Raw genomic sequence first — 24058 nt, 5'->3', positions numbered from 1 at the left:
GCTCGCGCGGCGAGGGTTACGTCACCGCCGAGGCGGCACCGACAGTTCAGCCCATCGGATTTTCCTTGTCCCCCAAGGCATCCAGCGCCGCGGCGTACATCCGCGTCTTGATGGTGCCCAGCACCGGCCCCGCCTTGCCCGCCTGCGCCCCGGCGAGTTCGACAGCCGTGACACGGACGGCATCCTCGGCGACGGCCTGGTCCACGATCCCGTCGGCGAGCGCGTCCCGTCCGCCGTAGCGGCGAGCGGTGACCATCGCCTCGTGCGCCACCCGCGGCACCAGGCGGGACTGGATCAGCGCGGACATTCCCGGGGTGAACGGGATGCCGATCTCGGCCTCGGGCAGGCACCAGAAACCCCGGTCCGCCCGCATGATCCGGAAATCGTGCGCCAGCGACAGCATCGCCCCGGCCGCGAACGTGTGCCCCGGCAAGGCGGCGACCGTGATCATCGGCAGCGACAGGAACCGCGCGAGCAGCTGGTGCACCGAAACCACGTAGTCCAGCGCCTGCTCGCCGTGCGCCGACAGCCAGTCCAGATCCAGGCCGTTGGAGTAGAACCGCCCGGTCGCGGTCGTCACCAGCGCGCGGGCGCCGTCGGCGTTGCCGAGTTCGTCCAGCGCGGCGCCGACCGCGGCGATCCAGTCGGGGTGGAAACGGTTCTCACCGTCACCGAGGTCGAGGACGAACACCTCGTCCTGCTGGCCGAGAGTCGGCATGGCGGGCTCCTTACTGTGCCGATCGTCGCCGGGATGGTCCGGCCCCGATGTTACTCGCCAGTAACCGACCTCCGCCGCTCAGCCGCCGGTGAGCGTCGCGCGGATGTCCGGCTTGAGCACCTTGCCGATCTTCGAGCGCGGCAGGTCGGACCAGATTTCGAGCTGCTTCGGGGTTTTCACGCTGCCCAGCCGCTCCTTCACGAAGGCGGCCAGCTCCTCGGCCGTCGCCGCGCGGCCGGGGCGGAGCTGGACCACGGCGGTCACCCGTTCGCCCCATTTGTCGTCGGGCAGGCCGAGCACGGCACTGTCCTGCACGGCGGGATGCGCGGCCAGTGCCTTCTCCACCTCGGCCGAGTAGACGTTGAACCCGCCGGTGATGATCATGTCCTTGGCGCGGTCGACGATGTAGAGGTAGTTGTCCTCGTCGAGGTAGCCGATGTCGCCGGTGTGGTGCCAGCCGTGGGTGCTCGCCGCGGCGGTGGCCGCCGGGTCCTCGTGGTAGCCGTCCATCACCAGCGGGCCGCGCACCACGATCTCCCCCCGCTCGCCGCGCGGCAGCAGGGCACCCGAGGCGTCCATCACCGCGACCTGGGTCAGCGGCGTCGGCCGCCCGGCCGAGGAAAGCCGTTCCGTGGCAACGGTTCCGTCCGCGCGGAAGTGGTCGGCGGGGGCGAGCGTCGAGATCATGTTCGGCGCCTCGGTCTGGCCGAACAGCTGCCCGAGCACCGGGCCGATCCTCGTGAGCGCCTCCTCCAGCCGGGTCGGGGACATCGGCGCTGCGCCGTACCAGAGACAACGCAGCGAGCTCAGGTCCGTCGCGTCGAGATCCGGATGGTCGAGCAGCCCGTAGATGACCGTGGGCGGCAGGAAGGCGTGCGTGATCCGGTGCTGTCCGGCCAGGCGCAGGAACTCGCCGAGATCGGGCTGGGGCATGACCACGATCTCCCCGCCCAGCGACAGCACCGGAAAAGTCAGCACCCCGGCGGAATGGGTGAGCGGCGCGAGCGCGAGGTAGCGGGGGCGTTCGCCGAAGGGATAGCTCATCAGGGTCAGCGCGGTGGCCGTCGCCATGTTCCCCGCGGTGAGCCGGACACCCTTCGGTTTCCCTGTGGTGCCACCGGTTCCGGCGAGCATGCACACCTCGTCGCCGCCGGCCCGGATCTCCTCCGGCTCGCCCGCGCGCGAGATCCAGCCGGCGAACGTGCCCTCGCCGTCCAGGCACACCAGCGTCGTCAGCTCCGGCAGCCGGTCGCGGATCCGGGCCACCAGCGGCGCGAACTTCTCCTGGTACAGCAGGCACCGGCAGCCGAAGAGCGCCAGCAGCTGCCGGTTCTCCTCGGCCTCGTTGCGCGGGTTGACCGGGCACCACACGGCGCCGGCGCGGGAGATACCGAACACGCAGATCAGCGCGAGCGGGTCGTTGCCCGACAGCACCGCGACGCGGTCACCGCGGCGGATCCCCGACGCCTGCAGCGCACCGGCCACCTGCTGGGACCGCCGCACCACCTCGCCGTAGCGGAGTGTCTCGTCATTCATGGTCAGGCAAGGGAAATCCGCTCCGAGAGAGGCGCCCTTGTCCAGGTAGTCGGCCAGCCGCACTGCTTACCTCACGGTGGGAACAGGGCCGTGCCGGCCGCCCCCTGCGGCAGCCGGCACGGCGGGCTCAGTGGTGGACTTCGAGGATGGGTTCGAGCACGAGCCCGAACGCGCGCAAGGTGCCGAGCAGTTCGCGATGCCCGAACGCCTGGCAGCTGGAGGCGAACCCGGTGCGGCGCGGCGGTTCCTGCAGCAGGTGCGCGGCGGCGTGCGCGTTCAGCAGCGCCGTCTGCTTGTAGTTGCAGTTACCGTGGATCACGCAGTGCGCGCGGCCCAGCGGACCCGAAGCGTGCACCGAGTCGAGCGAGGTGTTGATCCGCGGGTTCTCCCTCGGCGGCATCTCGCTGCGCACCAGCGCCGACTGCTCGTCGACGATCCGGTACTTCTCCTCCAGCGACTTGCCTTCCATCTGCCGCAGCGCCCCGGCCACGATCTGCGGCACGGCCTGCATCAGCGGCCGGTTGAACACCCCGCCCAGCGCCCGCACGTTGGCCACCCGCGGGTCCTTCTTGAACCACAAGGGATGCGAGGTGCCGCCCCACGGCAGCGCGAGGCCGAGTTCGTGCTGGCCCGGCACGACCACGTCGTAGAGCCCGGCGTCGGGCGGCCATTCCACGTACTCGTTCTGTTCCAGGTAGTACGCCTTGGCGAAGGCCGCGTTGGTGAGGATCGTGTTCGTCGAGGCCACCGTCGGGTGGCCCTTCCAGAACACCTGGATGTCGAGCGTGTCCAGGCCCGGGGTTTCCAGGCAGAGGTTCGCCGCGATCTCGCCGAGGGTGTACATCTGCGCCAGTCCCGGCGTGAGCACGAGGCCCCGCGCGGCGAACCCGGTGCCGTAGCGCTCGTCGGCGTCGATCATCCAGTTCTGTTCGCCGTTGGTGTCGGTGTAGTGCGCGCCGATCTCCAGGCAGGCCTGCACGACCTCGTGGCCCCAGCGGGCGAACGGGCCGACGGTGTTCAGCACGACCTTCGCCCCGCGGAACGCCTCGGCGAGCGCGGCGGCGCTGTGCTCGACCTCGGCCACTTCGTGGTCGACGGTGTCGATGCCTGGTACCGCCGCGACGGCCTCCTGCACGCGCTTGAGATCGCGGCCCGCCGCGAGGAACGGGATGTTGTATTCGCGCAGGTACTCGCAGATGAGCCGCCCGGTGTAGCCGGAGGCGCCGTAGACGACGACGGGCTTGTCAGTAGGCACGGATCTTTTCCTTTCGTCCCTGGGGAAACCGGTCACATGCCCATGCCGCCGTCGACCGGGAGGCCGGCGCCGGTGATGAACTTGGCGGCATCGGAGGCGAGGAACACCACGGCGTCGGCCATGTCGTCGACCTGCCCGAGACGGCCGCCGGGGGTCAGCGCCACGACGGCTTGCGCGGCTTCCTCCGGCGACGGGAACAGGCCGATTTCGGCGCAGTCGACGGCGAGCTGGTTGCCCATCGCGGTCGGCGTGAGGCCCGGGTAGATGCAGTTGACCCGCACGCCGTAGCCGAGCCGGCCCGATTCCGCGGCCGCGACCCTGGTGAGCCGGTCGATGCCGGACTTCGTCGCCGAATAGCCCGCGATACCGGGGAAAGCGATCGTCGCCGCGACCGAGGAGATGTTGACCACCGCGCCGCCCTTGCCCGCCACGCCGCCGGGACGCATGGCGCGGAAGGCGTGTTTGAGGCCGAGCGCGGTGCCGACCACGTTGACGTCGAGCATCCGGCGCAGCCCGGCCGGGTCGAGGTCGGCCAGCAGACTGGTGATCTCCACGCCCGCGTTGTTCACCACGAGATCCAGCCCGCCGAGCGCGTTGATCACGTTCGGGATGGCTTCTCCCCAGCTCGCGTCGTCGGTCACGTCCAGCGGGACGAACTCCGCAGTGGCGCCGGAATCACGCAGCGCCTGCGCGGTTTCCTTGCCGACGTCCTCGAGCACGTCCGCGATCGCGACGGCGGCACCCGCCTTGGCCAGCGCCTCGGCCATCCCGGCGCCCAGACCTCGCGCGCCCCCGGTGACCAGGGCCTTGCGGCCCGCCAGGTCGTAACTCGTCATCGAATCTCCTCCTTGAGATCGCGTCCGCCCCGCTCGGTGGTGCGTCGTGGGTCACAGTAACATTCTTTGGACAGTCGTCAAGATTTTCTTGGACGGTTGTCAAGACTGTCGGTCGCGTTAGACTGCCGGAGGTGCCGCGGCCGCGGCCCGGAGCCAGCCGACAGGGACGAGCAGTGACCGAGGTCGCCGAGACGAAGCGGGACCGGATAGCCCGCCGCGGGGTCGACAAGTTCCAGGCGCGGCGGACCGAACTGGCGATGGCCACCCTGCAGACGCTCGCGGAACTGGGCTACGCGCGGACCAGCCTGCGGGAGATCGCGCAGAACTCCGAGTTCTCCCACGGCGTCCTGCACTACTACTTCGAGGACAAGCGAGACCTGGTCACCGAAGCCGTGCGCCAGTACGAAGCCGTCTGCGTCACCCGCTACGACGAGGTGGTCGCCCGCTCCGCGACGGCCGGTCAGCTCCGGGACCAGTTCACCGAGATGTTCTTCGCGACCCTGCGCGAGGACGCGCCGCTGCACCGGCTCTGGTACGACCTGCGGAACCAGAGCCTGTTCGACGAGCTGTTCCGCAAGGACGTGCTGGAGATCGACGAGCGCCGCGAGGCGATGATCTGGCGCGTGATCAGCCGCTACGCGGAACTGCGCGGCGGCGAACCCACGGCCTCACCGGCCACCGCGTACGCCATGCTCGACGGGATCTTCCAGCGCGCGCTGCTGTTCGCACTGTCCGAAATGGACGAAGCGGTGGCCGGCTACCGCGAGGAGCTGCCGCGGGTACTCGGCCTGCTGTCCACCGGCGGCTGACCTTCGTGGCGGTCAGCCGGCGAACCGGCCGACCGCCACGGAGGCGGCCAGCACCAGGAGCAGCACGTTGGCGGGCAACGGCCGGCGTTCGGCGCGGGCCAGGTGCACCCGGAGCGCGCCGATCTGCACGACGACCAGGCCGGCCGCGGCGACCGGAGTGAGGATCGGCGCGATCCGGGTCAGCCAGGGCAGGATCACGCCGAGCGCGCCGAGGATCTCCACCACCCCGACCGCCTTCACCCCGGCGTCCGAGGTGTCCTTCATCCAGTCGAGACTGCCCGTCGCGACCAGCCGCTCGCGTGCCCGCACGACCTTGAGCCCGCCCGCGGCGAGGTAGACCAATGCGAGCAGGCCCTGAACGATCCACAATGCGATGTTCACCGTATTCCCCGATCCTTACTTCTTGTGCGTAGCCTGATGGTCTGTGCGCACGGGGATGGCCGCAAAAGGCACATCGATGTATGTGCCCAGGAAAGGAGCCCCTGCTATGGCGAAGGTCACCTCGGAGACGGACAGCCCGCCGCGGATCCGCGAAGGCGGCGCGGTCCGCGAGGTGCTGGACCGGATCGGCGACAAGTGGAGCCTGCTGGTGATCGGCACCCTGCGCGCCGGGCCGTTGCGGTTCGGCGAACTGGAGCAGGCCATCGCCGGTATCTCGCAGCGGATGCTCACGCTGACGCTCAAGCACCTGGTCGAGGACGGCCTGGTCGCGCGCACCGCCTATGCCGAGGTGCCGCCGCGGGTCGAGTACGAGGTGACCGAACTGGGCCGGTCGCTCGTGCCGCTCGTGATGGCGCTCGCCGGGTGGGCGATGGCCCACCACGAGCAGATCAACGCCAACCGGTCCGCTCAGGCGGCACGCCGCCGCTGAGGTGACCGGACCGGAACGCCGCCGTGGCACCGATTTCCGGGCCCGGGCCGGTGCCGTCACGAATGTGGGCCGCGCCGCGTCCTGTGGGTATGGTCCGATCACCGGAGGTGGACATGCATCCTTTCGGCCTCGCGATGGCAGGGCACGACGTCGACGCGGCAGTGGCGCTGCTCGCGCCCGACGTCGAGTTCCGCAGCCCGGTCGTGTTCAAGCCCTATCGCGGACGTGACGCCGTCGCACCGCTTCTGTACGCCGTCGCGGACGTGCTGGAGGAGTTCCGCTACACCCGCGAGATCGGCACGACGGCCGGACCTGACCTGGCGCTCGTCTTCCGGGCCCGCGCGGGCGGCAAGCAGATCGAAGGCTGCGACTTCCTCCGTCTCGACGATTCGGGGGCGATCGCCGAGCTGTTCGTCATGATCCGCCCCATGTCCGGCGTGCGCGCGCTGGCCGAGGCGATGAGCGTGCGGCTGGCGGCCGGATGACGCGCCGGCCCCCGTCCACCATCCACTGTGGACCGGCGCCCGCTACGGCCGCTTTGTGCTGCCGACGAGCTTCCGTCGAACCGGGCAAGTCCGCGAACCTGGTCCTGCCGGAAAGCAAGACCGGCCGTCGCACGCGGCTTCCGACCGGAATCCGCGGCGCTACCGCAGCTGGTCGCGGCGGCGTGTCAGGGCGGCGGTCTCCGCGGTGTTGCCGGCCAGCTCGATGGCCTTGTCGTAGGCCGCTCGCGACTCGGGACTCCGGCCGAGTCTGCGCAGCAGGTCGGCGCGGGTGGCGTGGTAGGGGTGGTAGCCGGCCAACCTGTCCGCAAGGCGATCGACGGCCGCCAGCGCCACCTCCGGGCCGTCGAGCTCGGCGACCGCGATGGCCCGGTTGAGGGCGATGATCGGTGACGGGTCCAGGCGGACGAGCTGGTCGTAGAGGGCGAGGATCTGCGACCAGTCGGTGTCGCGCGCGTCGCGGGCGGAGGTGTGCACGGCGTTGATCGCGGCGAGGATCTGGTAGCGCCCCGGAGCCACCCCGGCGGCGGCTGCGGCCAGCCGCTCGCGCACCAGCCCGTGGCCCTCGGCGATCAGCGCCGTGTTCCAGGCTCCACGGTCCTGCTCGCCGAGGGCCACCAGTTCGCCGCCTGCCGAGACCCGGGCGGGGTGGCGGGCCTCGATGAGCAGCATCAGCGCCAGCAGCCCGGCCACCTCACCGTCCTCCGGCAGCAGCGCACGGATCAGGCGGGTAAGCCGGATCGCCTCGGCGGTCAGGTCCCCGCGCACCGGATCGGTGTCCGGGCCGGTGGCCAGGTAGCCCTCGTTGAACACCAGGAAGACGACGGTGAGCACCCCGGCGACGCGGCCGGGGAGATCCTCGGCGGACGGCACCCGGTACGGGATGCGAGCCGCCTTGATCTTGGCCTTGGCGCGCGTGATCCGCTGCCCCGTGGCGCCTTCCGCGACCAGGAAGGCGCGGGCGATCTCGGGCACGGTCAGCCCGGCGACCATCCGCAGCGTCAACGCCACCCGTGCTTCCATCGCCAGCGCCGGGTGACAGCAGGTGAAGATCAGCCGGAGCCGGTCGTCGTCGATGGCACCGGGACGTTCGGGCGGGGCCTCGTCGTACACCATCCGAGCCTCCTTGTGCTTGTCGTCGCGCTTGTTCTCGCGCCGGATCCGGTCGATGGCCTTGCGGTTGGCGGTGGTGGTCAGCCAGGCGCCCGGGCTGGGGGGCACGCCGTCGGCAGGCCACCGCTCGACGGCGGTCACGAATGCCTCGGCGGCCGCCTCCTCAGCGAGGTCGAGATCACCGAAGCGCCTGGTCAGCGCGGCGACCACCCGGGCCCATTCCTCGTGGTGGGCCCGGGTGACCGCCTCCTCGACGTCGCTCACCGAAACGGCCGCACCTCGATCTTCCGGTCGCAGATCTTCGACGCCTCGGTGGCGAGCTTGAGCGCCACGTCCAGATCGGGGGCCTCCCACACCCAGACGCCGGCCAGGTACTCCTTCGACTCGACGAACGGCCCGTCGGTGAACACCGCCTGCCCGCCCCGGTTGTCGATGACCGTGGCCGCGGCGGTGTCCGCGAGCCCGCCCGCGAAAACCCAGTGGCCCTCGGCCATCAGCCGTTCGTTGAACTCGCTGATGGCGGGCTCCCGGTCGGTACTGCCGGGATTGCTCTTGTCGTCGATGACGGAAACCAGGTACTTCATCCGGACATCATCTCCCGTGGTGTCCGGTGGGCAGGGACTTCAGGCCGCCCGCGTACCGCGGGCGCCCGGCCGGCCGGAACACCTGGATCGTCACGCCCTTCGAGTCCACCCGCGACTCGGCGAGGTCCAGCGCGAGATCCGGGCCGGTCTCCGGGAACAGTCTCGCGCCCTGCCCGAGGACCACCGGGATCACGATCAGCGTCATCTCGTCGACCAGCTCGTTCGCCAGCAGCCACCGGGTCAGCAGGCCACTGCCGTGCACCTGCAGCTCGCCTCCTGGCTTGGCCTTCAGCTCCCGGACGGCCGCCTCGAGGTCACCGCGGAGGACGGTCGTGTCCTGCCAGCCCGGCGCGGTGAGCGTAGTCGAAGCCACGTATTTCGGGGCGTCGTGCAAGGCCGCGCCGATGGGGTGTTCGCGCAGCGGACCCCAGGACGCGGCGAACAACTCGTAGGTGCGGCGGCCGAACAGGAACGCGCCGGCGCGCTGGTAGGTCCGGGCGATGAAGGCCCTGGTCTCGTCGTCGCCCTTCCCCAGTGCCCATCCGCCGCGCTCGAACCCGTTCCTACGGTCCTCCTCCGACGCGCCGCCGTTGCCCTGCATGACTCCGTCGATGGTCACCTGAGTCATGGTCGTCAGCTTCATGGTCGTGATTCCTCTGCCTCGGCGCCGCCCCTTGCGGGCGGCCTCACCCCTGCTACGAACACGACCACGCCGATCCGACACCGTCACCCGGAATTTTTTCGCGGCCCCTTCCCGGCTTGCCCGCGCCGCCGATCACTTGTACTTTGGATACGAGACCGTAGCGTATCGAAAGGCGGGAGCGGCACATGACGGGCAGGCCGCGCGACGCGAACCGTGACGTCGCCATCCTCGACGCGGCACTGCTCCTGCTGACCGAGGTCGGTTACGACCAGCTGTCCATGGAGTCGATCGCGGGCCGCGCCGGAGTCGCGAAAACGACGATCTACCGCCGCTACCCCGACAAGGCCGCCCTCGTCGCCGCCGCGGTCGACCACCGCTCGGGCGAAACCCCGCCCGAGCCCGGCCGCGGCGGCCTGCGAAGCAACCTCGTGACGCTCGTCCGGTGGCTGGCGCGGCAGATCGCCGAGCAGGAGATCGGACTGCTCGGCGCGCTGTTCGCGGGTATGCGCAGTGACCCCAGGCTCGCGGCGGAGATGCGCCGGATTCTGCGCAGGGACGAGGCGGCGATGACCGATCAGCCGCTGCGCAAGGCGATCGAGCGCGGCGAAGACCTCGCTCCGCACGCTGCCGGACTGTTCGCCGAAGTCGCGCCGGCCGTCATCGTGCACCGGATCGTCGTCGCGGGTGAGCCGTGCGACGAGCGCTTCGTCGAGCACCTCGTCGACGACATCCTCCTGCCACTGCTGCGCAAGCCGGGCCCGAAAGGAAAACGATCATGATCATCGTCACCGGTGCGACCGGCGCCCTCAACGGCGCCACCGTCGAGCATCTTCTCAAGCGCCTCCCGGCGCGGCAGATCGGCGTCAGCGTCCGCGATGCCGCCAGGGCAAAGCATTTCGCCGACCGCGGTGTGCGCGTGCGGCAAGGTTCCTACGAGGATCCGGCCGCGCTGCGCCATTCTTTCGAAGGCGCCGAGCAAGTCCTGCTGGTCTCGTCCAATGATCCGCACGCCGACGCGGTCGGCCTGCATCGCGCCGGCATCGAGGCCGCCGTCGCGGCAGGGGCCCGGCGCGTTCTCTACACCAGCCACCAGGGCGCCGGAGCCGGCAGTCCTTTCCACCCGGCGCGCGACCATGCCGCCACCGAGCGGCTCCTCGCCGGCTCCGGGATCGCGTGGACCGCGCTGCGCAACGGTTTCTACGCCCACAGCCTGAGCTGGCTGCTCGGCCCCTGGCGCGAGACCGGTGTGATCGCGGCCCCGGCCGACGGGCCGGTCTCGTGGACCGACCGCGCCGACGCGGCCGAGGCGGCGGCGGTCATTCTCGCCGGAGACCGCGCCTTCGACGGGCCGGTCACGCTCACCGCGCGCCAGGCCGTGACGTTCGAGGATGTCGCCGCCATGGCCTCGCGGGCCAGTGGCCGCGAGATCACGCGCGTCGTCGTGGAGGACGAGCGGTGGATCGCGGACAAGGTCGCGGGCGGCACCCCGGAAGCGATGGCCCGGATGACACTCACCACGTTCCAGGCCGCGCGCGAAGGCCGGTTCGCGGGAACCGGCCCGTTGCTGGCCGAACTCCTCGGCCGCGAACCCCGAAGCGTCAGCGCGGGCTGAGCCCGTCGAGGATCAGCCCGGGCATGGGCTGCGACCGGTCTTCCGCAGCCCGCCAGAGCGCGCCGGTGAGCTGGCGGAAATCGCCGGGGCCGGCGTCGTCACCAGGGCACAGGTCGCCCTGGCCTGGCCGCACGGCAGGCCCGTCGTCACCGCGCCGCTCGCCGGCCGGATCAGGGACCGGATTCCGGGCTACGCCAACGTTTGGGGCCCGGCCGTCCGAAGTGGACTTACGCCGCCGCCCGGTAGCGCAGCAGCACGGCGCTCCCGTTCTGTTCGACGGAGCCGAGGTCCAGGTTCACCGGCGGGGTCCGGCCGGTGAACAGGCGATGTCCCGTGCCGGTCACCGTGGGAACACCATGAGCCGGTACTCGTCGACGAGGCCGTGGCAGGCCAGCGAGGGCATGACGCTGATGCTGCCGGTGACGATGATGCCCTGGCGGGCCTTGCGGCGGCGCACGGCCGGGATCAGCTCGTCCTCGAGCAGGGCCGCGTTCTGCCAGCGGCCGGCGCCGGTCAGCGTGCGCGAGGTGACGAGCTTCGGGATGGTGTTCGTCTTCGTGGAGAACTCGCCGGTCCGGCCCGGCCACAGCTTCGCGAACAGCTCCCAGGTCGTGCGGCCGAGCAGCAGCACACCGGTGTCGAGCAGCGGCCCGAGCCCGAACTTGTCACCGGCCACCGCTGCTGCCGGTCATCGGGCCGCGGACACTCACCCCGGACGGATCCGGCCGTCGGGCGTAAGACGGTTGTTAGACGAAATCCCCGCTTTCGGTGGCACGCGTGCCACGGTTGATGATCTGATGTCTTGCTGTGAGCGGAACGTGGCAGGTGCCGGGGTTCGCCGAAGTCGACGTACTCGGCACCGGCGGGTTCGGCCGGGTCGTGCTCGCGAAGCACGAGGCTTCGGGACAAATGGTCGCGATCAAGTACCTGCTCGGTGAATTCCTGACCGATCCGCGTGTCGCGGATGGGTTCCGGCGGGAAGCGTGGCTGCTGCGCGGGGTCACGAGCCCCCACGTGGTGCGGCTTTTCGAGTTCGTCGAGTCGCCGCGGGGCGCGGCGCTGGTGATGGAGGCGGTGCCCGGGGTTTCGCTGCGGGCCTTGCTCGCCGCCGAGAAGACGCTGGCCCCGGAGTCGGCACTGGCGATCCTGAAAGGTTCGCTGCTCGGGCTCGCCGCCGCGCACGCCGCCGGCGTCGTGCACCGTGACTACAAACCCGCCAACGTGCTGGTCTCCCGCGAGGGCGAGTCGAAACTGGTGGACTTCGGTCTGGCCACATTGGACGGACAGAGTGGACTGGCGGCGGGCTCACCGTCCTATATGGCCCCGGAACAGTGGGCGGGCCTGCCCGGCAGGCCCGCGACCGACGTATACGCGGCGACCTGCGTGTTCTTCCAGTGCGTCACCGGCCATCGCCCCTTCGAGGCCGACACCACCGCGCGGCTTCGGTCGTTGCACGAGTCCGCCCCGCTGCCGCTGGGCGAAGTGCCCGAGGAACTGCGTCCCCTGCTCGCCCGGGGCATGGCCAAGGACCCGGCGTGGCGGCCGCCGAGCGCGGAGGCTTTCGTGGCCGAGCTCGAGGCCATCGCCCGCGCGGCCTACGGCAAGGACTGGGAACGGCGCGGCTGGAAGCGCCTCGCCACGTCCGTCGGCGCGCTGACCGCCTTGACCCCGCTCGCGTTGCTGGCAACGGCGGGCACTGCCGCCGCCCCGGTCGCGGCGGCGGGCGGGGCGGGCACGGGCCTGGCCGCGGCCACGGTGGGCAAGATCGTCATCGCGGTCCTCGCGATCGGCGCGCTCGTCGCGGGCGGGGTGTGGATCTATGCCACCGTCGGCGACGCGCCACGCCAAGCCGCGCTCTCGGTCGCGGTACAGACCGCGAACGGGCAGGACGCCACCCTGCCCATCACGTACTCGCTCCAGTATCCGCAGGTGTCCGGGCACGCGGATCCCGCCGTGCAGCAACGCGTCAACGACGCGCTGCGCGCGCCCATCGACGAGCGGCTGCGGAGCCTGCGCGAGGAACTGTCCGACCCGGACATCCTGAACATGGTCCGGGAGCATGGGGACGTGCTCAAGGCGCATACGACGGCGGAGGTGCTGGTGCAGACGCCGGGCCTGCTGTCCGTCCGCTACGACCACATGCTCGACTCGGCGGTCATCGCGCATTCGAGCTGGCAGTTCGCCGAAACGGTCGACGTCGACCTGAGCACCGGCCAGGTCCTGGGGCCACGCGAGATGTTCCGGCCCGAAGTCCTCACCGCGGCCGGGATGGAAACACTGACTGCCCGGCTGGCCCCGCACACCAGGAACGGCTTCTGCAGTACGCCGGCCATCGGCAGCTACGGGGGCAAGCAGGTGTCCATCGACACGTCCGAAAGCCCGGGCGGCGGCGACCACGTGCCGCATGCGGACATCGGGTTCACCGCGACCGGGGCCGATTTCCTGATCAAATGGTACGAGCTCGGGTGCATCATGGCGGCGGGACAGGAAACGGTCACCGTGCCCTACGACGAGCTCGCGGACCTCCTGCGGCCGCAGCTGCTGACGATGCTCGGCAGGCAGGCGCCCGCGTCCTCCGCCCGGCCGGGCGCGGCGACGTACACCAATCCCCGCTTCGGTTTCAGCACGCTCGTGCCCCAGGGTTACGTCGCCGGCCCGTACGCCCCGGCGAACGGCGACGGCATGAAGTACACCAACGCTTCCCTCGGCGCGACGCTCACCGTGTGGGGCGCCAACGACACCCGGACCGCCCGGGAAATCCTGGCCGGGATCGTGCAGGAGACCGAGGCCGGCGGCGGCACGGTCACTCACCAGCAGTCCGACGCCACCTCGTACACCGTCTCCGGCTACCAGGCCGGCGGCCGGATCTTCTACGAACGCGGGTACGCCGGACCGGCCTCACTCGCGGCGATGCGCTGGGTCTATCCGCGAGAGCACAAGGCCGATCTCGACGCACCGGTCGAGACCACCGCCGGTGCGTTCCGGCCCGGCGACCTCACCCGCCCCCATTGACGCGGCGCGGGTGAGGGTCCTCGCCGTGCCCCCGGGTTCCGCTACTTTTCGACGGGGTACGCCATCGGGGTGCCGTCGTCGGAGACACCGATGCCCGCGTATTTGCTCACCCAGTCCGGTTCGATGCCGACCTCGGTGGAGAGGTCCTTCCCGGTCTTCGCGTCGAGCGCGATCGGCTGGCCGCCCTGGGTGGTGCCGTAAACGGCGCCGTGCCAGGCGGCGCTGACGCCGGGCGCGACGCGGTTGGCGGTCTTGTCCGGGAGGCTCCACAGCTTTCGCGCGGTGGTGGCGTCGTAGGCCGTCAGCACGCCGTCCGAGCCACAGACCAGCACGGACTGCTCGTCGTAGAAGCAGTCGCCGTAGGCGGGGGCGGAACCGAAGACGCTCTCGGGACCGACGAGCCTGGTTTTCTCGGCGCCGGTGGCGGGGTCGAGGAACAGCAGGAACGCGTCGGCGTGGTTGTTGTCGTTCTGCTCGAGCACGACCAGGGCGGGGTCGGAGGGGACGAAGCCGAGCGAACGGGAGGACTCGGCGGCCCATTTCTGCTGCCCGGTCGCGACGTCGAGGGCGACGGCCTGCACCCGGTAACTGCCGATCATGGTGTAGTCGATGCCGACCAGGATGTCTCCGTGGACACTGCCCGCGCTGTACTCCTTGCGTGTCCAGAGTGTCTTGCCGGTGGCGGGGTCCAGCGCGACGGTGAGATGCACCCCGCTTGCCCCGGCGTACCCGCCGTCCTGGTCGTAGGTGGCGATGACGGCCTTGTCGGTGATCGCGACGACCTTGGTGACGGCGTTGCCGGCGTCGGTGTATTCGTCTTCGGAGACCTTGGTGCCGGTCTGCCACGCCTTCTTGCCGGTGGCGGTGTCGGCGGCCAGCACGGTGAGCGTGATGTAGGCGGGCGTGGTGCCCTGTTCGGGCATCCGGACCGGGACGGCCGCGGCGGCGAGGCTGTCGGTGACGGCGGGCGGCCGCGGCCCGGTGGTGTTGACGAACGGGCCGCTCTGGTTGTCCGGGTCGCCGGGGGTGCCCTCGACCGGGGCGGCCCACTGCTGCTTCCCGGTGAGGACGTCCACGGCGGTCATACCGGTGGGCGCGACGATGTAGGCGGTGCGGTCACGAAGGGTGAGGAACTTCGTGGTGATGCCGCCGCCGACGTTCGTGCTGAACGCGTTCGCGGGCAAGGGAACTCCGGCGGCGGCGTCGAACGCCGTCGGCGGGTCGGCGGTCTTGGCCGCCGGGGTGGTGGCGGTGCTCGCGGGCGCCCCGGACCCGGTGTCCACACCGGACTGTGACGTCGGGGCCGGCCCGCCGCTGCAGCCACCGATTGTCATCGCCGCCACCAGGCAGGTGAGGGTGGTCAGTACTCGCCGCATCTGTGCGTTCTCTCCCCATAGCGTTGCTCCGGACGGAAGCTGTGCGGATCGGTCTTTCCGGACGGACCGCACAGATCGGCGTTATGGTACGGACAGCGGGCCAACAAGTTTCTAACAATCGCCCGATCGGTACAGGCGCTCCCGTAAGGTGCGATCCGACTATGAACTTCTCAGTGCTCGGGCCGGTGCGGGCGGTCCTGGACGGCCGACCCGTCGACCTCGGCGTCCGCAAGCAGCGGTTCGTCCTCGCGATGTTGTTGCTGCAGGCCAACAAACACGTGCCGGCGGACCGGCTGATCGAACTGGCCTGGCCCGACGGGGAAGCGCCGGACACCGCCAGGGCCGTGATCCACACCCAGATCAGCCGCCTGCGCGCGACCTTCGCCGGGCGCGAGGACATCACGCTGGTGCGCGAAGGCTCCGGCTATCAGCTGCGCCTCGACCCCATGCTGGTCGACGTCTTCCGGTTCCGCGCCCTGTGCACGCGGGCGCGGGCCGCGGCGGGCGAACGCCGGATCGAGCTGCTGGAGGAGGCGCTGGCGCTCTGGGAGGGGCCCGCGCTCAGTTCGGTGGCGCCCGAGGAAGTCCGGCTCCGGGTGGCCGCGCCGCTGGAGGAGGAACGGCTGGGCGCGCTGGAGGACAGGTTCGAGGCATACCTCCGGCTCGACCGGCAGGCCGAGATCATCCACGAGCTCGCCGAAGCGGCCGCCGGGTGCCCGCTGCGCCAGCAGCTGGTGGCCAAGCTGATGCTCGCCCTGCACCGCCTCGATCGCACGCCCGAGGCACTGGCCACGTACCAGCGGCTTTACCAGCATCTCGACGACAAGCTGGGCATCGAACCGGCGCCCGCGGTGCGTGAGCTCCAGGTGCGGATCCTGCGCGACGACCCGTCGCTGCGGCCGTTCGCCGGGCCCCGCCAACTTCCGCCGGACGTCGATCACTACACCGGCCGCCAGGACCACCTCGACACCCTGGACACCCTGCTCGGCGCCGGAAGCCGGGCGCCGGGGGTGGTCGCGATCACCGGCAAGCCAGGGCTGGGCAAGACAGCGCTCGCGGTGCGCGCCGCCCACCGCCTCGCCGCGCGGTTCCCGGACGGGCAACTGTTCGTCGACCTGCACGGCGCCGGGTACCCGCCGCGCGACCCGGCGGAGGTGCTGGCCCGGTTCCTGCGCGACCTCGGGGTCGCGGGCCCGGATCTCCCGGCCTCGCTGGAGGAACGCACCGGGCTGTTCCGGGACCGGACCGCCGGCCGCCGCGTCCTGGTGGTACTGGACAACGCGGCGGACGAGGAGCAGCTGCGCCCGCTGATCCCCGGGAACCCGGAGTGCGGCGTGCTGATCACCAGCCGCCGCCGCCTGACCGGACTGGACCTGCGCGGCCTGATCGACCTCGACGGCCTGGCCGGCGAGGACGCCCTCGCGCTGCTGAGCGGGCTGGCGCCGCGCGTCCCGGCGGAGCACGCGGCCGCCCGCAAGATCGTCCGGCTCTGCGGCGGCCTGCCCCTGGCACTGCGGATCGTGGGCACGAAGCTGCGGTCCCGTCCACATCAGACGGTCGCCGACCTGGCCGCCCGGCTGGAAGACGAAAACGGGCGCCTGGACGAGCTGGTCGGCGGCGACCGGGAGGTCCGGGCGAGCTTCCTGCTCAGCTTCGCCGGCCTGGAACCCGCGCAGCAGCGCGCTTTCCGGCTGCTCGCAACCCTGCCGGACACCGGATTCGCGGCCTGGGCGGCGTCCGCGGCTCTCCAGGAGGACTTCCGGACCACCGAACGGCTGCTGGAAGGCCTGGTGGACGTGAACCTGCTGGAATGCGGCCGCGGCGAGTTCACGCCGACCAGGTACCACTTCCACGACCTGATCCGGTTGTACGCCAAGGAAATGCTCTCGCCGCCCGAGCGCGCGGAGGCTTGGTCCCGGCTCACCGACGCCTATCTGTACCTCGGGAAACGCGCGGATGCCCGGCTGGAGTTCGGCGGGCTGCACCGGTTCACCCCTCCCCCGCTGGCGCTGGACGCGCCCGGGCTGGAGCAGGAGGTGGACCGCAACGCGCCGGCGTGGCTGGCCGACGAGCACCCCTCGATCGTCCACGCCGTGGAACTGGCCGCGGCGTCCCGCGACGATTCGACGACGTGCCGGCTCTCGGCGATCGTGGCGGCGTTCCTGGAACTGCGCGCGCAGTGGAGCGATCTGAAGCACGTGGCGGAACTCAGCCACGCCGCGGCGGTCAGAATGGACAGTCCTTATTGGACCGCCTACGCCTTGTTCGCGCTCGGGCTCGCGGCAAGGGAGACCCGGGACTTCGCGACCGCGAAGCGCGCCTTCGGGGAAGGCCTGGCGATCCTGCCGCGTGCGGGCGACCCGTTACTGGAGGTGGTCACCCTGCTGTCGGTGGGCGTGTCCCACCGGTTGCTGGGGCGCTGGGACGAGGCGGCGTCCTACTTCGCGGGTTGTCTGTCCAGATTGGACTCATTGGCCGCGCCGCGGTGGCGTGCTTACGCCCTGCGGGAGTCCGGGGTGCTGCACCGTTACCGGGGCCGGTGGGCGGAAGCGAAGAAGTGCCTGAGCGAGGCCATCGCCACGTACCGCTCGCTCGGAGACGTGCGGTGGGAGGCGGCCAGCGGACGCGAGCTCGGCATCATCCACCAGGAGGAAGGAAACCACGCGGCCGCGGTCGAACAGCTGACGGCCAGCCTCGAAGCCCTCAGGAGCGTGGGCGACGGCAGGCGGGAAGGCGCCACGCTCCGTTGCCTCGGCTGGGTCGCGCTGGCAGCGGGCGACCTCCCCGAAGCACTCGATCATGCCCTGCAGTCCGCGGAAATCCTCGGCCGGACGCGGGACGCCCACGGCCTGGCCTGCACGGACGTGCTGCTCGGCGACATCCGGCTGGCGCTGGGCGAGCCGGCGGCCGGGCGTGCCCGGCTGGACCGGGGCGTGGCCTATCTCAGCACCGCCGGCGATCCTCGCTGGCGGGGAAAGTCCCTGCTCAGCCTGGGCCGCCACCTGGCCGCGGCCGGTGACGCCCCGGGCGCGCGAACGGCGTGGGAAAAGGCGTGGCAGGACCTGTCCGGGATCGGAGCCCACGAAGCCGCGACGGTGCGTGCGCTACTGGACGGGTGAGCGATGTCGAGAACGGCGCACCGGCTCCGTCCCAGGGGCGGACGCGGCCACCGTGGCCGTACCGGACGAAGGAGCTCACCATGGCGGTCCAGCGGATGGACACTGTTCTCATCGTCGTCGAGGATCTCGAAGCCGCGATCGCGTTCTTCGCCGAACTCGGCCTGGAGCTGGAAGGCAGGACCACAGTCGAGGGTGACTGGGTGGACGGCCTCCTCGGACTGGAGGGCGTGCGGGCGGACATCGCCGTCGTGAAGACCCCGGACGGCCACGGCCGGGTGGAGCTGTCGAAGTTCCACACCCCGGCGGCCACCGGCCCCGGGCACGCGCCGGTGAACAGCCTGGGCACGGGCCGCGTCATGTTCATGGTCGACGACCTCGACGACGTCCTGGCCCGCGTGCGCGGCGCCGAACTCGTGGGCGAAGTGGTGCGGTACAAGGACATCTACCGGCTCTGCTATGTCCGCGGCCCCGAGGGCATCGTCGCCGGGCTGACCGAGCAGCTGGGCTGACTACGGCTTTGCGCGGTGGTTGGCGTAGAAGCGCGCCTTCTTCTGGCGATTCCCGCACGTGTTCATGTCGCACCATTTCCGGGTGCGGCTCTGGCTGGTGTCGAAGAAGGCGGCCTGGCACGTCGGTGAGGCGCACAAGGCCAGTCTTCCGTCTCGTTCGCCCGCGATGACGCTGATCGCGTCGGCGGCGATGACGCCGAGGGCATCTTCCACGCGGGAAGCCGGGCCGAGCCGCCAGTGCCGGTCGCCATCGAGCGTCAGGATGGCCGCGGCCCTGCCCTGAACGCTGCGGTCATTGATGACTTGCACGGCAGGCGCCGGGAGAGCGTCGTGGATCGCGGCGGCTGTCGCGACGGCGTGAATCGATTCCCTGAGTTCCCAGGCGAGTTCGAGCTGGGCGGTGGTACAGGACTCCACCGCGAGGCCGTTCACCGCCAGCCAGTCGAGGAGCCGTTGCGGCGTGGGAATGCGCTCCAGGGCGTCGCCATGACGCTCCGACAGAGTCCCCGTGAAGCTGGTCGCCAGCACGTTCCCCAGACGGAAGTCAGGAAACCCGGCAGGCATGGAACCACCTTAGCAGGTTGCACCTCGGCACCAAGGCGTGTTAGAACCGTCTTAGCCGGTTCCATCTGACCAGGAGGTCTCATGCCCAGTCCGACCAGCGAGGTGCAAGCATTCGAAGCCCACGCGACTGACGCCGACCTCGACGATCTGCGTGCGCGACTGGCCGCGGCGCGGCTGCCGGAGGCCGAGACGGTCCGTCGCGCGGCGCCCGGTCCTTGCCGGTGGGGCCAGGGCGTTCCGCTCGCCGACCTCGTCGAGGTCGTGGGCTACTGGCGCACCGGGTACGACTGGCGGCCGTTCGAACAGCGCCTCGACCGGATCGGCCAGTTCCGCACGACCATCGACGGTCTGGGCATCCACTTCCTGCACCGCCGGTCCGCGCGCGCGGACGCCACTCCGCTGATCCTGACGCACGGCTGGCCGGGCAGCATCGCCGAGTTCGTCGACGTAGTGGACGAGCTGGCGGAGCCGGCAGACGCGGCCGCGCCGGCGTTCCACGTCGTGGTCCCGTCGTTGCCGGGCTTCGGCTTCAGCGACAGGCCGGCCGGCACCGGGTGGGGGATCGAAAAGATCGCGGCCGCATGGGTGGAACTGATGGGCAGGCTCGGTTACCGCAGGTTCGCCGCCCACGGCGGCGACTGGGGAGGGGTGATCACCACGGTTCTCGGCGGCAGGTTCCCGGCGCACGTCCTCGGCATCCACACCACGACCGCGCAGGCCCCGCCCGGGTTGACCACCGACGGGCTGACGGCGGACGAGCGCGTGTGGACGGAAGAAACCCGCGATTTCTGGCGCTACCGCGCGGCCTACGCGAAGCAGCAGGCGACCCGGCCGCAGACCATCGGCTACTCGCTCGTCGACTCACCGGCCGGGCTGCTCGCCTGGATCCTCGACAAGTTCGCCGAGTGGTCGGACACCGACGACAGCCCGTTCGAGACGATTTCCCGGGACCGCGTTCTCGACGACGTCACGTTGTACTGGCTCACGCGGACCGGCGCGTCGTCGGCCCGCATCTACTACGAAAGCCACGACTCGCTGGACCCCGGACTCCGGGTCGACGTCCCGTCGGCGATCACCGTGTATCCCCGCGACATCGAGAAATGCCCGCGCCCGTGGGCACAGCAGCGGTACCGGCGGATCGTCCGGTGGCGCTCGCCCGGAACCGGCGGACATTTCCCGTCACTGGAGGTTCCCGGGTATTTCGTCAAGGACCTGCGGGAAGGCCTCGCGGCGGTGCTGGCCGCCGGTTAGGCGACGATCCCGGACACGACCTGCCCGGTGGAAACGATGCGACAGCCCAGCCACCCCGCGACAGACAGCGCGGCGCCATGGATCTCCTCGCTGTTCGCGGCGCCGACATCGTCCACAATGGACACTGAGGGGCCCGGGTCCCAGGCCGCCGGCGCGGACAGCGGCACGCAGGCGGCACGAAACGCGTTCAGCATCCGTGGCCCTGTTCGCCCGCCCGCATCAGCCGCGGCGAAGGCCGATCGTCGCCCCGAGGTGGACGGCACCGCCCGCGGTGCCGTCACACCCGGCGCACGAATGCCCCTCGCCGGAGTGCGGAAACAGGCTGATGCCGGTGTCGGCGTCCTGCCCCGGCGGCGGCACCGGCGCGGCGGATTCCCTGGCCAGCAGGGCGGCCCCGTAGGCGCCGGTGATCTGCGGGCGCTCCGGCACCCGCACTTCGAGGTTCAGGGCCCGCTCCAGATACCACACCGCGGCCGGGTTCTGGGCGACGCCACCGGTCATCACGACCGGGGAGTGCCGTCCCACCTGCGCCACCAAAGCCAGTGTCCGGCCCGCGATCGCGCGATGCACGGACGCGGCGATGTCCGGCGACGGCAGCCCTTCCGCGAGCATGGAGACGATCTCGGTTTCGGCGAAGGTGGCGCACATACTGCTGACTTCGAGGTCCTGCTTGCCACTGAGCGCGAGTTCACCGAGGGTTTCGATGTCGCATTCGAGCGCACGCGCCAGCACGTCGTAGAACCGGCCCGTCCCGCTGGCGCACCTGTCGTTCATGGCGAAGTCATCCACCAGGCCGTCCCCGTCGACGGTGATCGCCTTGCTGTCCTGGCCACCGATGTCGATGATCAGCCTCACCCCGGGGCACATCGCCGCAGTGCCCCTGGCGTGACACGTGATCTCGGTGAACGTCCGGTGCGCGCCGGGCACGAGCTTGCGCCCGTACCCGGTCGACACCGTGCCCGCCACGTCGCCTTCGGTGATCCCGGCGTCGGCCAGTGCGGCTTCGATGGCCTGGTGCATACCCTTCCGGCTCACCGCGCCCATCTGGATGACGCTGGTGCCGGCGATCGCGCCGGCGTCGTCGGCGACGACAGCCTTGGCGGTGGTCGACCCGAGGTCGACCCCCAGGTAGTAGCCGGTCATGCGAACGCGCTGAACCCGGCAGGCAACGAGCCGCGCTGCCTGCGCACGTCGATCGCCTCCAGCATGGCCACCAGCCTGCTCTCGAGGATTCCGTCCTTGTAGAACGACGCGTCCGCCACGTCACCTTCGAAGAAGATCGACGGGATGCCCAGCTTGTCCTGTGCCGACTTGGCGAGCAGCCGCTGCGGCCCGGTGAAGGCGCGGCAGGTGCGCGTGGAGTGGAAGACGAGCCCGTCGAGGTCGTACTCCTGGCAGTCCCGCAAGGTCAGGTATTCCAGCGTCTTCGCACCGTGGTTGGTGGGGCACAACAGATAGTGCTGCGCCATGCCCATGATCGGGTCCTTGGTGTCGATCAGCTGCGGCTCCTGCCAGAAGGCGTTCTGGATGTAGCGCCCGGCCAGCACGGCCACCCCGTACTCGGCGAACTTCCGGGACAGGAAGCCGAGTTTGTTCCAGTTCATGATGCCGTCGAAGTACAGCCGGTACTTCTCGTCCCGCACCGCGGAGATGCCGTTGTCGATCCGGCCCTGGATCTCGTCGCGCACGGCCGCGAAGTAGTCGACCAGATCCTGGTTGCCCGGCAGGAAGTTGATCGGCGCGACGCTGGCGATCCAGTCCCAGAACGTGGCGGGCGCGGGCTTGGCCTTGCACAGGTCCAGACCTTCACGGCGCAGCTCGGCGGCGCGCTTGATGTAGGTCATGCTCTCGGCGAGCGCGTCGTAGTCGAACGGCCGCCCGGTCTGCTGTTCCAGGAACTCGATGAGGTTCCGCAGCTGCTCGGCGACGAACTTGGACGCGTCCTCCCACTCCTCGCCCTTGAGGTAGCCGGAATCCGGCCGGTTTCCCCAGAGGAACGGGTGCGAGATGTTGAAAATGGGGAGCTTCTTGCCGAAGACGCGGTAGGAGATCCCGTCCCACTGCTGCCCGGTGCTGCACCCCGCGTAGTTGTTGACGAAGAAGTCGGGCGCCGGCAGCTTCGCGGCCAGCACCTCCTGGTCGTGCGCTCCGACCACGCCCGTCTGGTCGCCTTCGGTGCCCTGGATGGTGAGCACCGAACACCCCAGGTGGGTGCGCGAATAGGAGCAAAGCTCGGCGTTGTACCCGTATTCGGCGCCCGCCAGCTGCGCCGGGCCCTCCAGCCGCTGGGCGGCCAGCCGTGCCGCGAACGCCTCGCCGTGGCACCACGCGAGGCCGGCGGCCTGGAACATCGGGTTGAGCGCGCCGCCGTTGTACCAGACGATCTGCTTGCCCTGTTCACGGGCGGTGAAGAGGTCTTCCCAGTAGTCCGAGATCATCTGCCCGCCGGCGCGGGTGATCCCGAGCCGGTTGGTCTTGTCCACGGCCGGCTTTTCGATGGTGTCCACCATTTTTCGGCTCTTCTCCTGTCGATGGGGTGTCAGACGTGCGCGGGCCGGCGCCGGCGAGCGCGCTCCACCAGCGTCTCGATCCGCGTCCGGAAGGACTCGAGCGGAATGCCTTCGTGTTCGGTCTCGATCTGCAGCTGCGGGATGTTCTCGGCGTCGAGGCGCTTGCGCAGCTCGGGGTAATAGAGCATGTGGGGCTCACAGAACTTGGGCATCAGATGGATGACCGCTTCCGCCTGGCTGCCGTGCACGGCGTCCACGAGGTAGCCGTCCCAGTCGACGTCCTGCTGAACCCTGGTGGGGCACGGGATCGCGACGTTGCGCTGCGCGTACCACTCCCCGAGCGCTTCGACCGGGTCGCCGGTCTCCGGCACATCCGTGGAGACGTACCGGCGGCCGTGGTAGAGATCGTCGTCGACCACCAGCGCCCCGCTGTCCTCGATGACCTCGAGCAGCTCGCGCCGCGGCGCGTGGCACAGATGCCCGGACAGGTGCACCCGCACCCGGTCGTCACGCTCGGCGCTGCGCGGCTCCAGCAGGACCTCGGCCAGCAGCTCGGCATGTTCCTCCGGGTCCATCACCATGCTGGAGGTGATGATGTCCTGCAGCTCCACCGGACTGAACGCGGCGTTCCCGGTGCTGCGCTCGTCGAGTAGCCGCCGGATGAGCCGGCGGCCCCGGTTGTACGCGGCGATGCTTTCGCGCAGGGCCTCGGGCTCCACCGTCTTCCCGGTGAATGCTTCGAGTTCCGCCCGGATCCGCCCGATCATCTCCGAAACCCGGCGCGGCGCCCATGAGTCGTTCATGGACGAGTTGAGCATGCCGAGGAAGACGGTCGTGTCCGGCGTCAGCGAGCGCGCGATGTCGGCCGCCCCGATCAGCTGGATGCAGTGATCCGCCGAGAAGACCGCGTCGTAGACGCCGAACCGCCCGGTCGCCACCTGGTCGGCGAGGTTGCGCGTGTAACCGCAGTAGAACTCCGCCAGCAGCGCGCGGCCTTCGGTGACCGGCTGCTGATCGTCCTGGACGATCACCGGCAGCGCGCCCACCGCGTGCGCGAGCTCGCGCGGGAAGTTCATCGGCAGGATCGCCAGCACCGGGTGGCCGGGATGCGCGGCGCGCCACCGCCCGAAGTAGGCCCGGGGATCGCGGGCCACCTCGACCAGTCTCGCCATGGCTCGAGAAGAAGTCTCGGTCATCGTCGCTGGTTCCTCTCTTCGACTCTGTAAGTTACTCTACG

25 protein-coding genes are annotated in these 24058 nt (G+C 70.4%); 9 read left to right on the top strand and 16 right to left on the bottom strand.

Annotated features, from left to right (window positions below; all coding sequences use genetic code 11):
- Positions 1-46: 46 nt before the first annotated feature.
- From VHD82_RS18770 to VHD82_RS18755, 4 genes are all read right to left on the bottom strand, one after another.
- Positions 47-718: an enoyl-CoA hydratase-related protein gene (locus VHD82_RS18770; protein WP_325705098.1), complete on the bottom strand. Its 672-nt coding sequence runs from the start codon at positions 716-718 to the stop codon at positions 47-49.
- Between the two features lie 78 nt (positions 719-796).
- Positions 797-2317, bottom strand: a complete 1521-nt coding sequence (locus tag VHD82_RS18765) for a long-chain fatty acid--CoA ligase (protein ID WP_325705095.1) — start codon at positions 2315-2317, stop codon at positions 797-799.
- A 64-nt stretch (positions 2318-2381) separates the two neighbouring features.
- Positions 2382-3509 carry a DUF5938 domain-containing protein gene (locus VHD82_RS18760; RefSeq protein WP_325705093.1) on the bottom strand — a complete coding sequence of 376 codons (1128 nt, stop codon included), beginning with the start codon at positions 3507-3509 and terminating at the stop codon, positions 2382-2384.
- A gap of 32 nt (positions 3510-3541) precedes the next feature.
- Entirely contained in the window at positions 3542-4345 is an 804-nt protein-coding gene (locus VHD82_RS18755; protein ID WP_325705090.1) for an SDR family NAD(P)-dependent oxidoreductase, read from the bottom strand.
- 173 nt (positions 4346-4518) lie between these two features.
- Here VHD82_RS18755 and VHD82_RS18750 point away from each other — a divergent pair, with 173 nt between their 5' ends.
- Positions 4519-5154, top strand: a complete 636-nt coding sequence (locus VHD82_RS18750; RefSeq protein ID WP_325705087.1) for a TetR/AcrR family transcriptional regulator — start codon at positions 4519-4521, stop codon at positions 5152-5154.
- 12 nt (positions 5155-5166) lie between these two features.
- Here VHD82_RS18750 and VHD82_RS18745 read toward each other — a convergent pair whose 3' ends face one another.
- Positions 5167-5535, bottom strand: coding sequence for a DoxX family protein (locus VHD82_RS18745; RefSeq protein ID WP_325705085.1), 369 nt, complete (start codon positions 5533-5535; stop codon positions 5167-5169).
- A gap of 106 nt (positions 5536-5641) precedes the next feature.
- Between VHD82_RS18745 and VHD82_RS18740 the strand changes: the two genes are divergently transcribed.
- Together VHD82_RS18740 and VHD82_RS18735 are read left to right on the top strand one after the other, a co-directional pair.
- The gene (locus VHD82_RS18740; RefSeq protein ID WP_325705082.1) at positions 5642-6025 is read left to right on the top strand and encodes a helix-turn-helix domain-containing protein; all 384 of its coding nucleotides are present in this window, start codon (positions 5642-5644) and stop codon (positions 6023-6025) included.
- 113 nt (positions 6026-6138) lie between these two features.
- Positions 6139-6510, top strand: a complete 372-nt coding sequence (locus tag VHD82_RS18735) for a nuclear transport factor 2 family protein (RefSeq protein WP_325705079.1) — start codon at positions 6139-6141, stop codon at positions 6508-6510.
- 159 nt (positions 6511-6669) lie between these two features.
- Here the strand turns inward: VHD82_RS18735 and VHD82_RS18730 are convergent, their stop codons facing one another.
- From VHD82_RS18730 to VHD82_RS18720, 3 genes are read right to left on the bottom strand one after another with little or no spacing between them, the layout of a single operon-like run.
- Positions 6670-7905 carry an RNA polymerase sigma factor gene (locus VHD82_RS18730; RefSeq protein WP_325705076.1) on the bottom strand — a complete coding sequence of 412 codons (1236 nt, stop codon included), beginning with the start codon at positions 7903-7905 and terminating at the stop codon, positions 6670-6672.
- On the bottom strand, positions 7902-8225 hold the full coding sequence (locus tag VHD82_RS18725) for a YciI family protein (RefSeq protein WP_325705073.1): 324 nt from the start codon (positions 8223-8225) through the stop codon (positions 7902-7904). The genes VHD82_RS18730 and VHD82_RS18725 overlap by 4 nt, the downstream gene beginning before the upstream one ends.
- A 7-nt stretch (positions 8226-8232) precedes the next feature.
- Positions 8233-8868, bottom strand: a complete 636-nt coding sequence (locus VHD82_RS18720; protein ID WP_325705070.1) for a dihydrofolate reductase family protein — start codon at positions 8866-8868, stop codon at positions 8233-8235.
- 185 nt (positions 8869-9053) lie between these two features.
- Here VHD82_RS18720 and VHD82_RS18715 point away from each other — a divergent pair, with 185 nt between their 5' ends.
- Positions 9054-9647 (top strand): TetR/AcrR family transcriptional regulator, encoded by a 594-nt coding sequence (locus tag VHD82_RS18715; protein WP_325705067.1) that lies wholly within the window; start codon positions 9054-9056, stop codon positions 9645-9647.
- Entirely contained in the window at positions 9644-10480 is an 837-nt protein-coding gene (locus VHD82_RS18710; RefSeq protein WP_325705064.1) for an NAD(P)H-binding protein, read from the top strand. Before VHD82_RS18715 ends, VHD82_RS18710 begins: the two co-directional genes overlap by 4 nt.
- Here VHD82_RS18710 and VHD82_RS18705 read toward each other — a convergent pair.
- Together VHD82_RS18705 and VHD82_RS18700 are read right to left on the bottom strand one after the other, a co-directional pair.
- Positions 10467-10613, bottom strand: coding sequence for a hypothetical protein (locus VHD82_RS18705; protein ID WP_325705061.1), 147 nt, complete (start codon positions 10611-10613; stop codon positions 10467-10469). The two genes, VHD82_RS18710 and VHD82_RS18705, sit on opposite strands and share 14 nt — an antisense overlap.
- Positions 10614-10820: 207 nt before the next feature.
- Positions 10821-11156, bottom strand: coding sequence for a hypothetical protein (locus VHD82_RS18700; RefSeq protein WP_325705058.1), 336 nt, complete (start codon positions 11154-11156; stop codon positions 10821-10823).
- A gap of 131 nt (positions 11157-11287) precedes the next feature.
- On the opposite strand from VHD82_RS18700, the gene VHD82_RS18695 reads away from it, so the two are divergent.
- Complete coding sequence (locus tag VHD82_RS18695) at positions 11288-13492, top strand: protein kinase domain-containing protein (RefSeq protein WP_325705055.1); 2205 nt, start codon at positions 11288-11290, stop codon at positions 13490-13492.
- A gap of 41 nt (positions 13493-13533) precedes the next feature.
- Here the strand turns inward: VHD82_RS18695 and VHD82_RS18690 are convergent, their stop codons facing one another.
- A complete protein-coding gene (locus VHD82_RS18690) occupies positions 13534-14868 on the bottom strand; it encodes a PQQ-binding-like beta-propeller repeat protein (protein WP_325705052.1) in 1335 nt (444 codons plus the stop codon).
- Positions 14869-15029: 161 nt separating this feature from the next.
- Here VHD82_RS18690 and VHD82_RS18685 point away from each other — a divergent pair, with 161 nt between their 5' ends.
- Both VHD82_RS18685 and VHD82_RS18680 read left to right on the top strand, forming a co-directional pair.
- The gene (locus VHD82_RS18685) at positions 15030-17987 is read left to right on the top strand and encodes an AfsR/SARP family transcriptional regulator (protein ID WP_325705049.1); all 2958 of its coding nucleotides are present in this window, start codon (positions 15030-15032) and stop codon (positions 17985-17987) included.
- Between the two features lie 80 nt (positions 17988-18067).
- The gene (locus VHD82_RS18680; RefSeq protein WP_325705046.1) at positions 18068-18496 is read left to right on the top strand and encodes a VOC family protein; all 429 of its coding nucleotides are present in this window, start codon (positions 18068-18070) and stop codon (positions 18494-18496) included.
- Here VHD82_RS18680 and VHD82_RS18675 read toward each other — a convergent pair whose 3' ends face one another.
- Positions 18497-19060, bottom strand: a complete 564-nt coding sequence (locus tag VHD82_RS18675; RefSeq protein ID WP_325705043.1) for a CGNR zinc finger domain-containing protein — start codon at positions 19058-19060, stop codon at positions 18497-18499.
- A gap of 81 nt (positions 19061-19141) precedes the next feature.
- Here VHD82_RS18675 and VHD82_RS18670 point away from each other — a divergent pair, with 81 nt between their 5' ends.
- Positions 19142-20311, top strand: a complete 1170-nt coding sequence (locus VHD82_RS18670) for an epoxide hydrolase (protein WP_325705040.1) — start codon at positions 19142-19144, stop codon at positions 20309-20311.
- Here the strand turns inward: VHD82_RS18670 and VHD82_RS18665 are convergent.
- From VHD82_RS18665 to VHD82_RS18650, 4 genes are read right to left on the bottom strand one after another with little or no spacing between them, the layout of a single operon-like run.
- Positions 20308-20505 (bottom strand): hypothetical protein, encoded by a 198-nt coding sequence (locus VHD82_RS18665; RefSeq protein ID WP_325705037.1) that lies wholly within the window; start codon positions 20503-20505, stop codon positions 20308-20310. The two genes, VHD82_RS18670 and VHD82_RS18665, sit on opposite strands and share 4 nt — an antisense overlap.
- Before the next feature lie 25 nt (positions 20506-20530).
- The gene (locus VHD82_RS18660) at positions 20531-21454 is read right to left on the bottom strand and encodes an acyl-CoA dehydratase activase (RefSeq protein ID WP_325705034.1); all 924 of its coding nucleotides are present in this window, start codon (positions 21452-21454) and stop codon (positions 20531-20533) included.
- The gene (locus VHD82_RS18655) at positions 21451-22821 is read right to left on the bottom strand and encodes a 2-hydroxyacyl-CoA dehydratase family protein (protein WP_325705031.1); all 1371 of its coding nucleotides are present in this window, start codon (positions 22819-22821) and stop codon (positions 21451-21453) included. The genes VHD82_RS18660 and VHD82_RS18655 overlap by 4 nt, the downstream gene beginning before the upstream one ends.
- Before the next feature lie 29 nt (positions 22822-22850).
- On the bottom strand, positions 22851-23993 hold the full coding sequence (locus tag VHD82_RS18650; RefSeq protein ID WP_325705027.1) for a 2-hydroxyacyl-CoA dehydratase family protein: 1143 nt from the start codon (positions 23991-23993) through the stop codon (positions 22851-22853).
- Positions 23994-24058 lie beyond the last annotated feature (65 nt).

The organism is Amycolatopsis sp. (genome assembly GCF_035546795.1).
Classification (GTDB): domain Bacteria; phylum Actinomycetota; class Actinomycetes; order Mycobacteriales; family Pseudonocardiaceae; genus Amycolatopsis_E.
Note: the sequence above shows the minus strand (reverse complement) of the source record. Positions and strands in the feature narration are given on the sequence as shown.

Coding starts and splice junctions, on each gene's coding strand:
- VHD82_RS18690 (WP_325705052.1), bottom strand. CDS start 14,868: ATGCGGCGAGTACTGACCACCCTCACCTGCCTGGTGGCGGCGATGACA.
- VHD82_RS18770 (WP_325705098.1), bottom strand. CDS start 718: ATGCCGACTCTCGGCCAGCAGGACGAGGTGTTCGTCCTCGACCTCGGT.
- VHD82_RS18755 (WP_325705090.1), bottom strand. CDS start 4,345: ATGACGAGTTACGACCTGGCGGGCCGCAAGGCCCTGGTCACCGGGGGC.
- VHD82_RS18740 (WP_325705082.1), top strand. CDS start 5,642: ATGGCGAAGGTCACCTCGGAGACGGACAGCCCGCCGCGGATCCGCGAA.
- VHD82_RS18665 (WP_325705037.1), bottom strand. CDS start 20,505: ATGCTGAACGCGTTTCGTGCCGCCTGCGTGCCGCTGTCCGCGCCGGCG.
- VHD82_RS18725 (WP_325705073.1), bottom strand. CDS start 8,225: ATGAAGTACCTGGTTTCCGTCATCGACGACAAGAGCAATCCCGGCAGT.
- VHD82_RS18715 (WP_325705067.1), top strand. CDS start 9,054: ATGACGGGCAGGCCGCGCGACGCGAACCGTGACGTCGCCATCCTCGAC.
- VHD82_RS18680 (WP_325705046.1), top strand. CDS start 18,068: ATGGCGGTCCAGCGGATGGACACTGTTCTCATCGTCGTCGAGGATCTC.
- VHD82_RS18660 (WP_325705034.1), bottom strand. CDS start 21,454: ATGACCGGCTACTACCTGGGGGTCGACCTCGGGTCGACCACCGCCAAG.
- VHD82_RS18670 (WP_325705040.1), top strand. CDS start 19,142: ATGCCCAGTCCGACCAGCGAGGTGCAAGCATTCGAAGCCCACGCGACT.
- VHD82_RS18650 (WP_325705027.1), bottom strand. CDS start 23,993: ATGGCGAGACTGGTCGAGGTGGCCCGCGATCCCCGGGCCTACTTCGGG.
- VHD82_RS18710 (WP_325705064.1), top strand. CDS start 9,644: ATGATCATCGTCACCGGTGCGACCGGCGCCCTCAACGGCGCCACCGTC.
- VHD82_RS18675 (WP_325705043.1), bottom strand. CDS start 19,060: ATGCCTGCCGGGTTTCCTGACTTCCGTCTGGGGAACGTGCTGGCGACC.
- VHD82_RS18720 (WP_325705070.1), bottom strand. CDS start 8,868: ATGAAGCTGACGACCATGACTCAGGTGACCATCGACGGAGTCATGCAG.
- VHD82_RS18735 (WP_325705079.1), top strand. CDS start 6,139: ATGCATCCTTTCGGCCTCGCGATGGCAGGGCACGACGTCGACGCGGCA.
- VHD82_RS18685 (WP_325705049.1), top strand. CDS start 15,030: ATGAACTTCTCAGTGCTCGGGCCGGTGCGGGCGGTCCTGGACGGCCGA.
- VHD82_RS18655 (WP_325705031.1), bottom strand. CDS start 22,821: ATGGTGGACACCATCGAAAAGCCGGCCGTGGACAAGACCAACCGGCTC.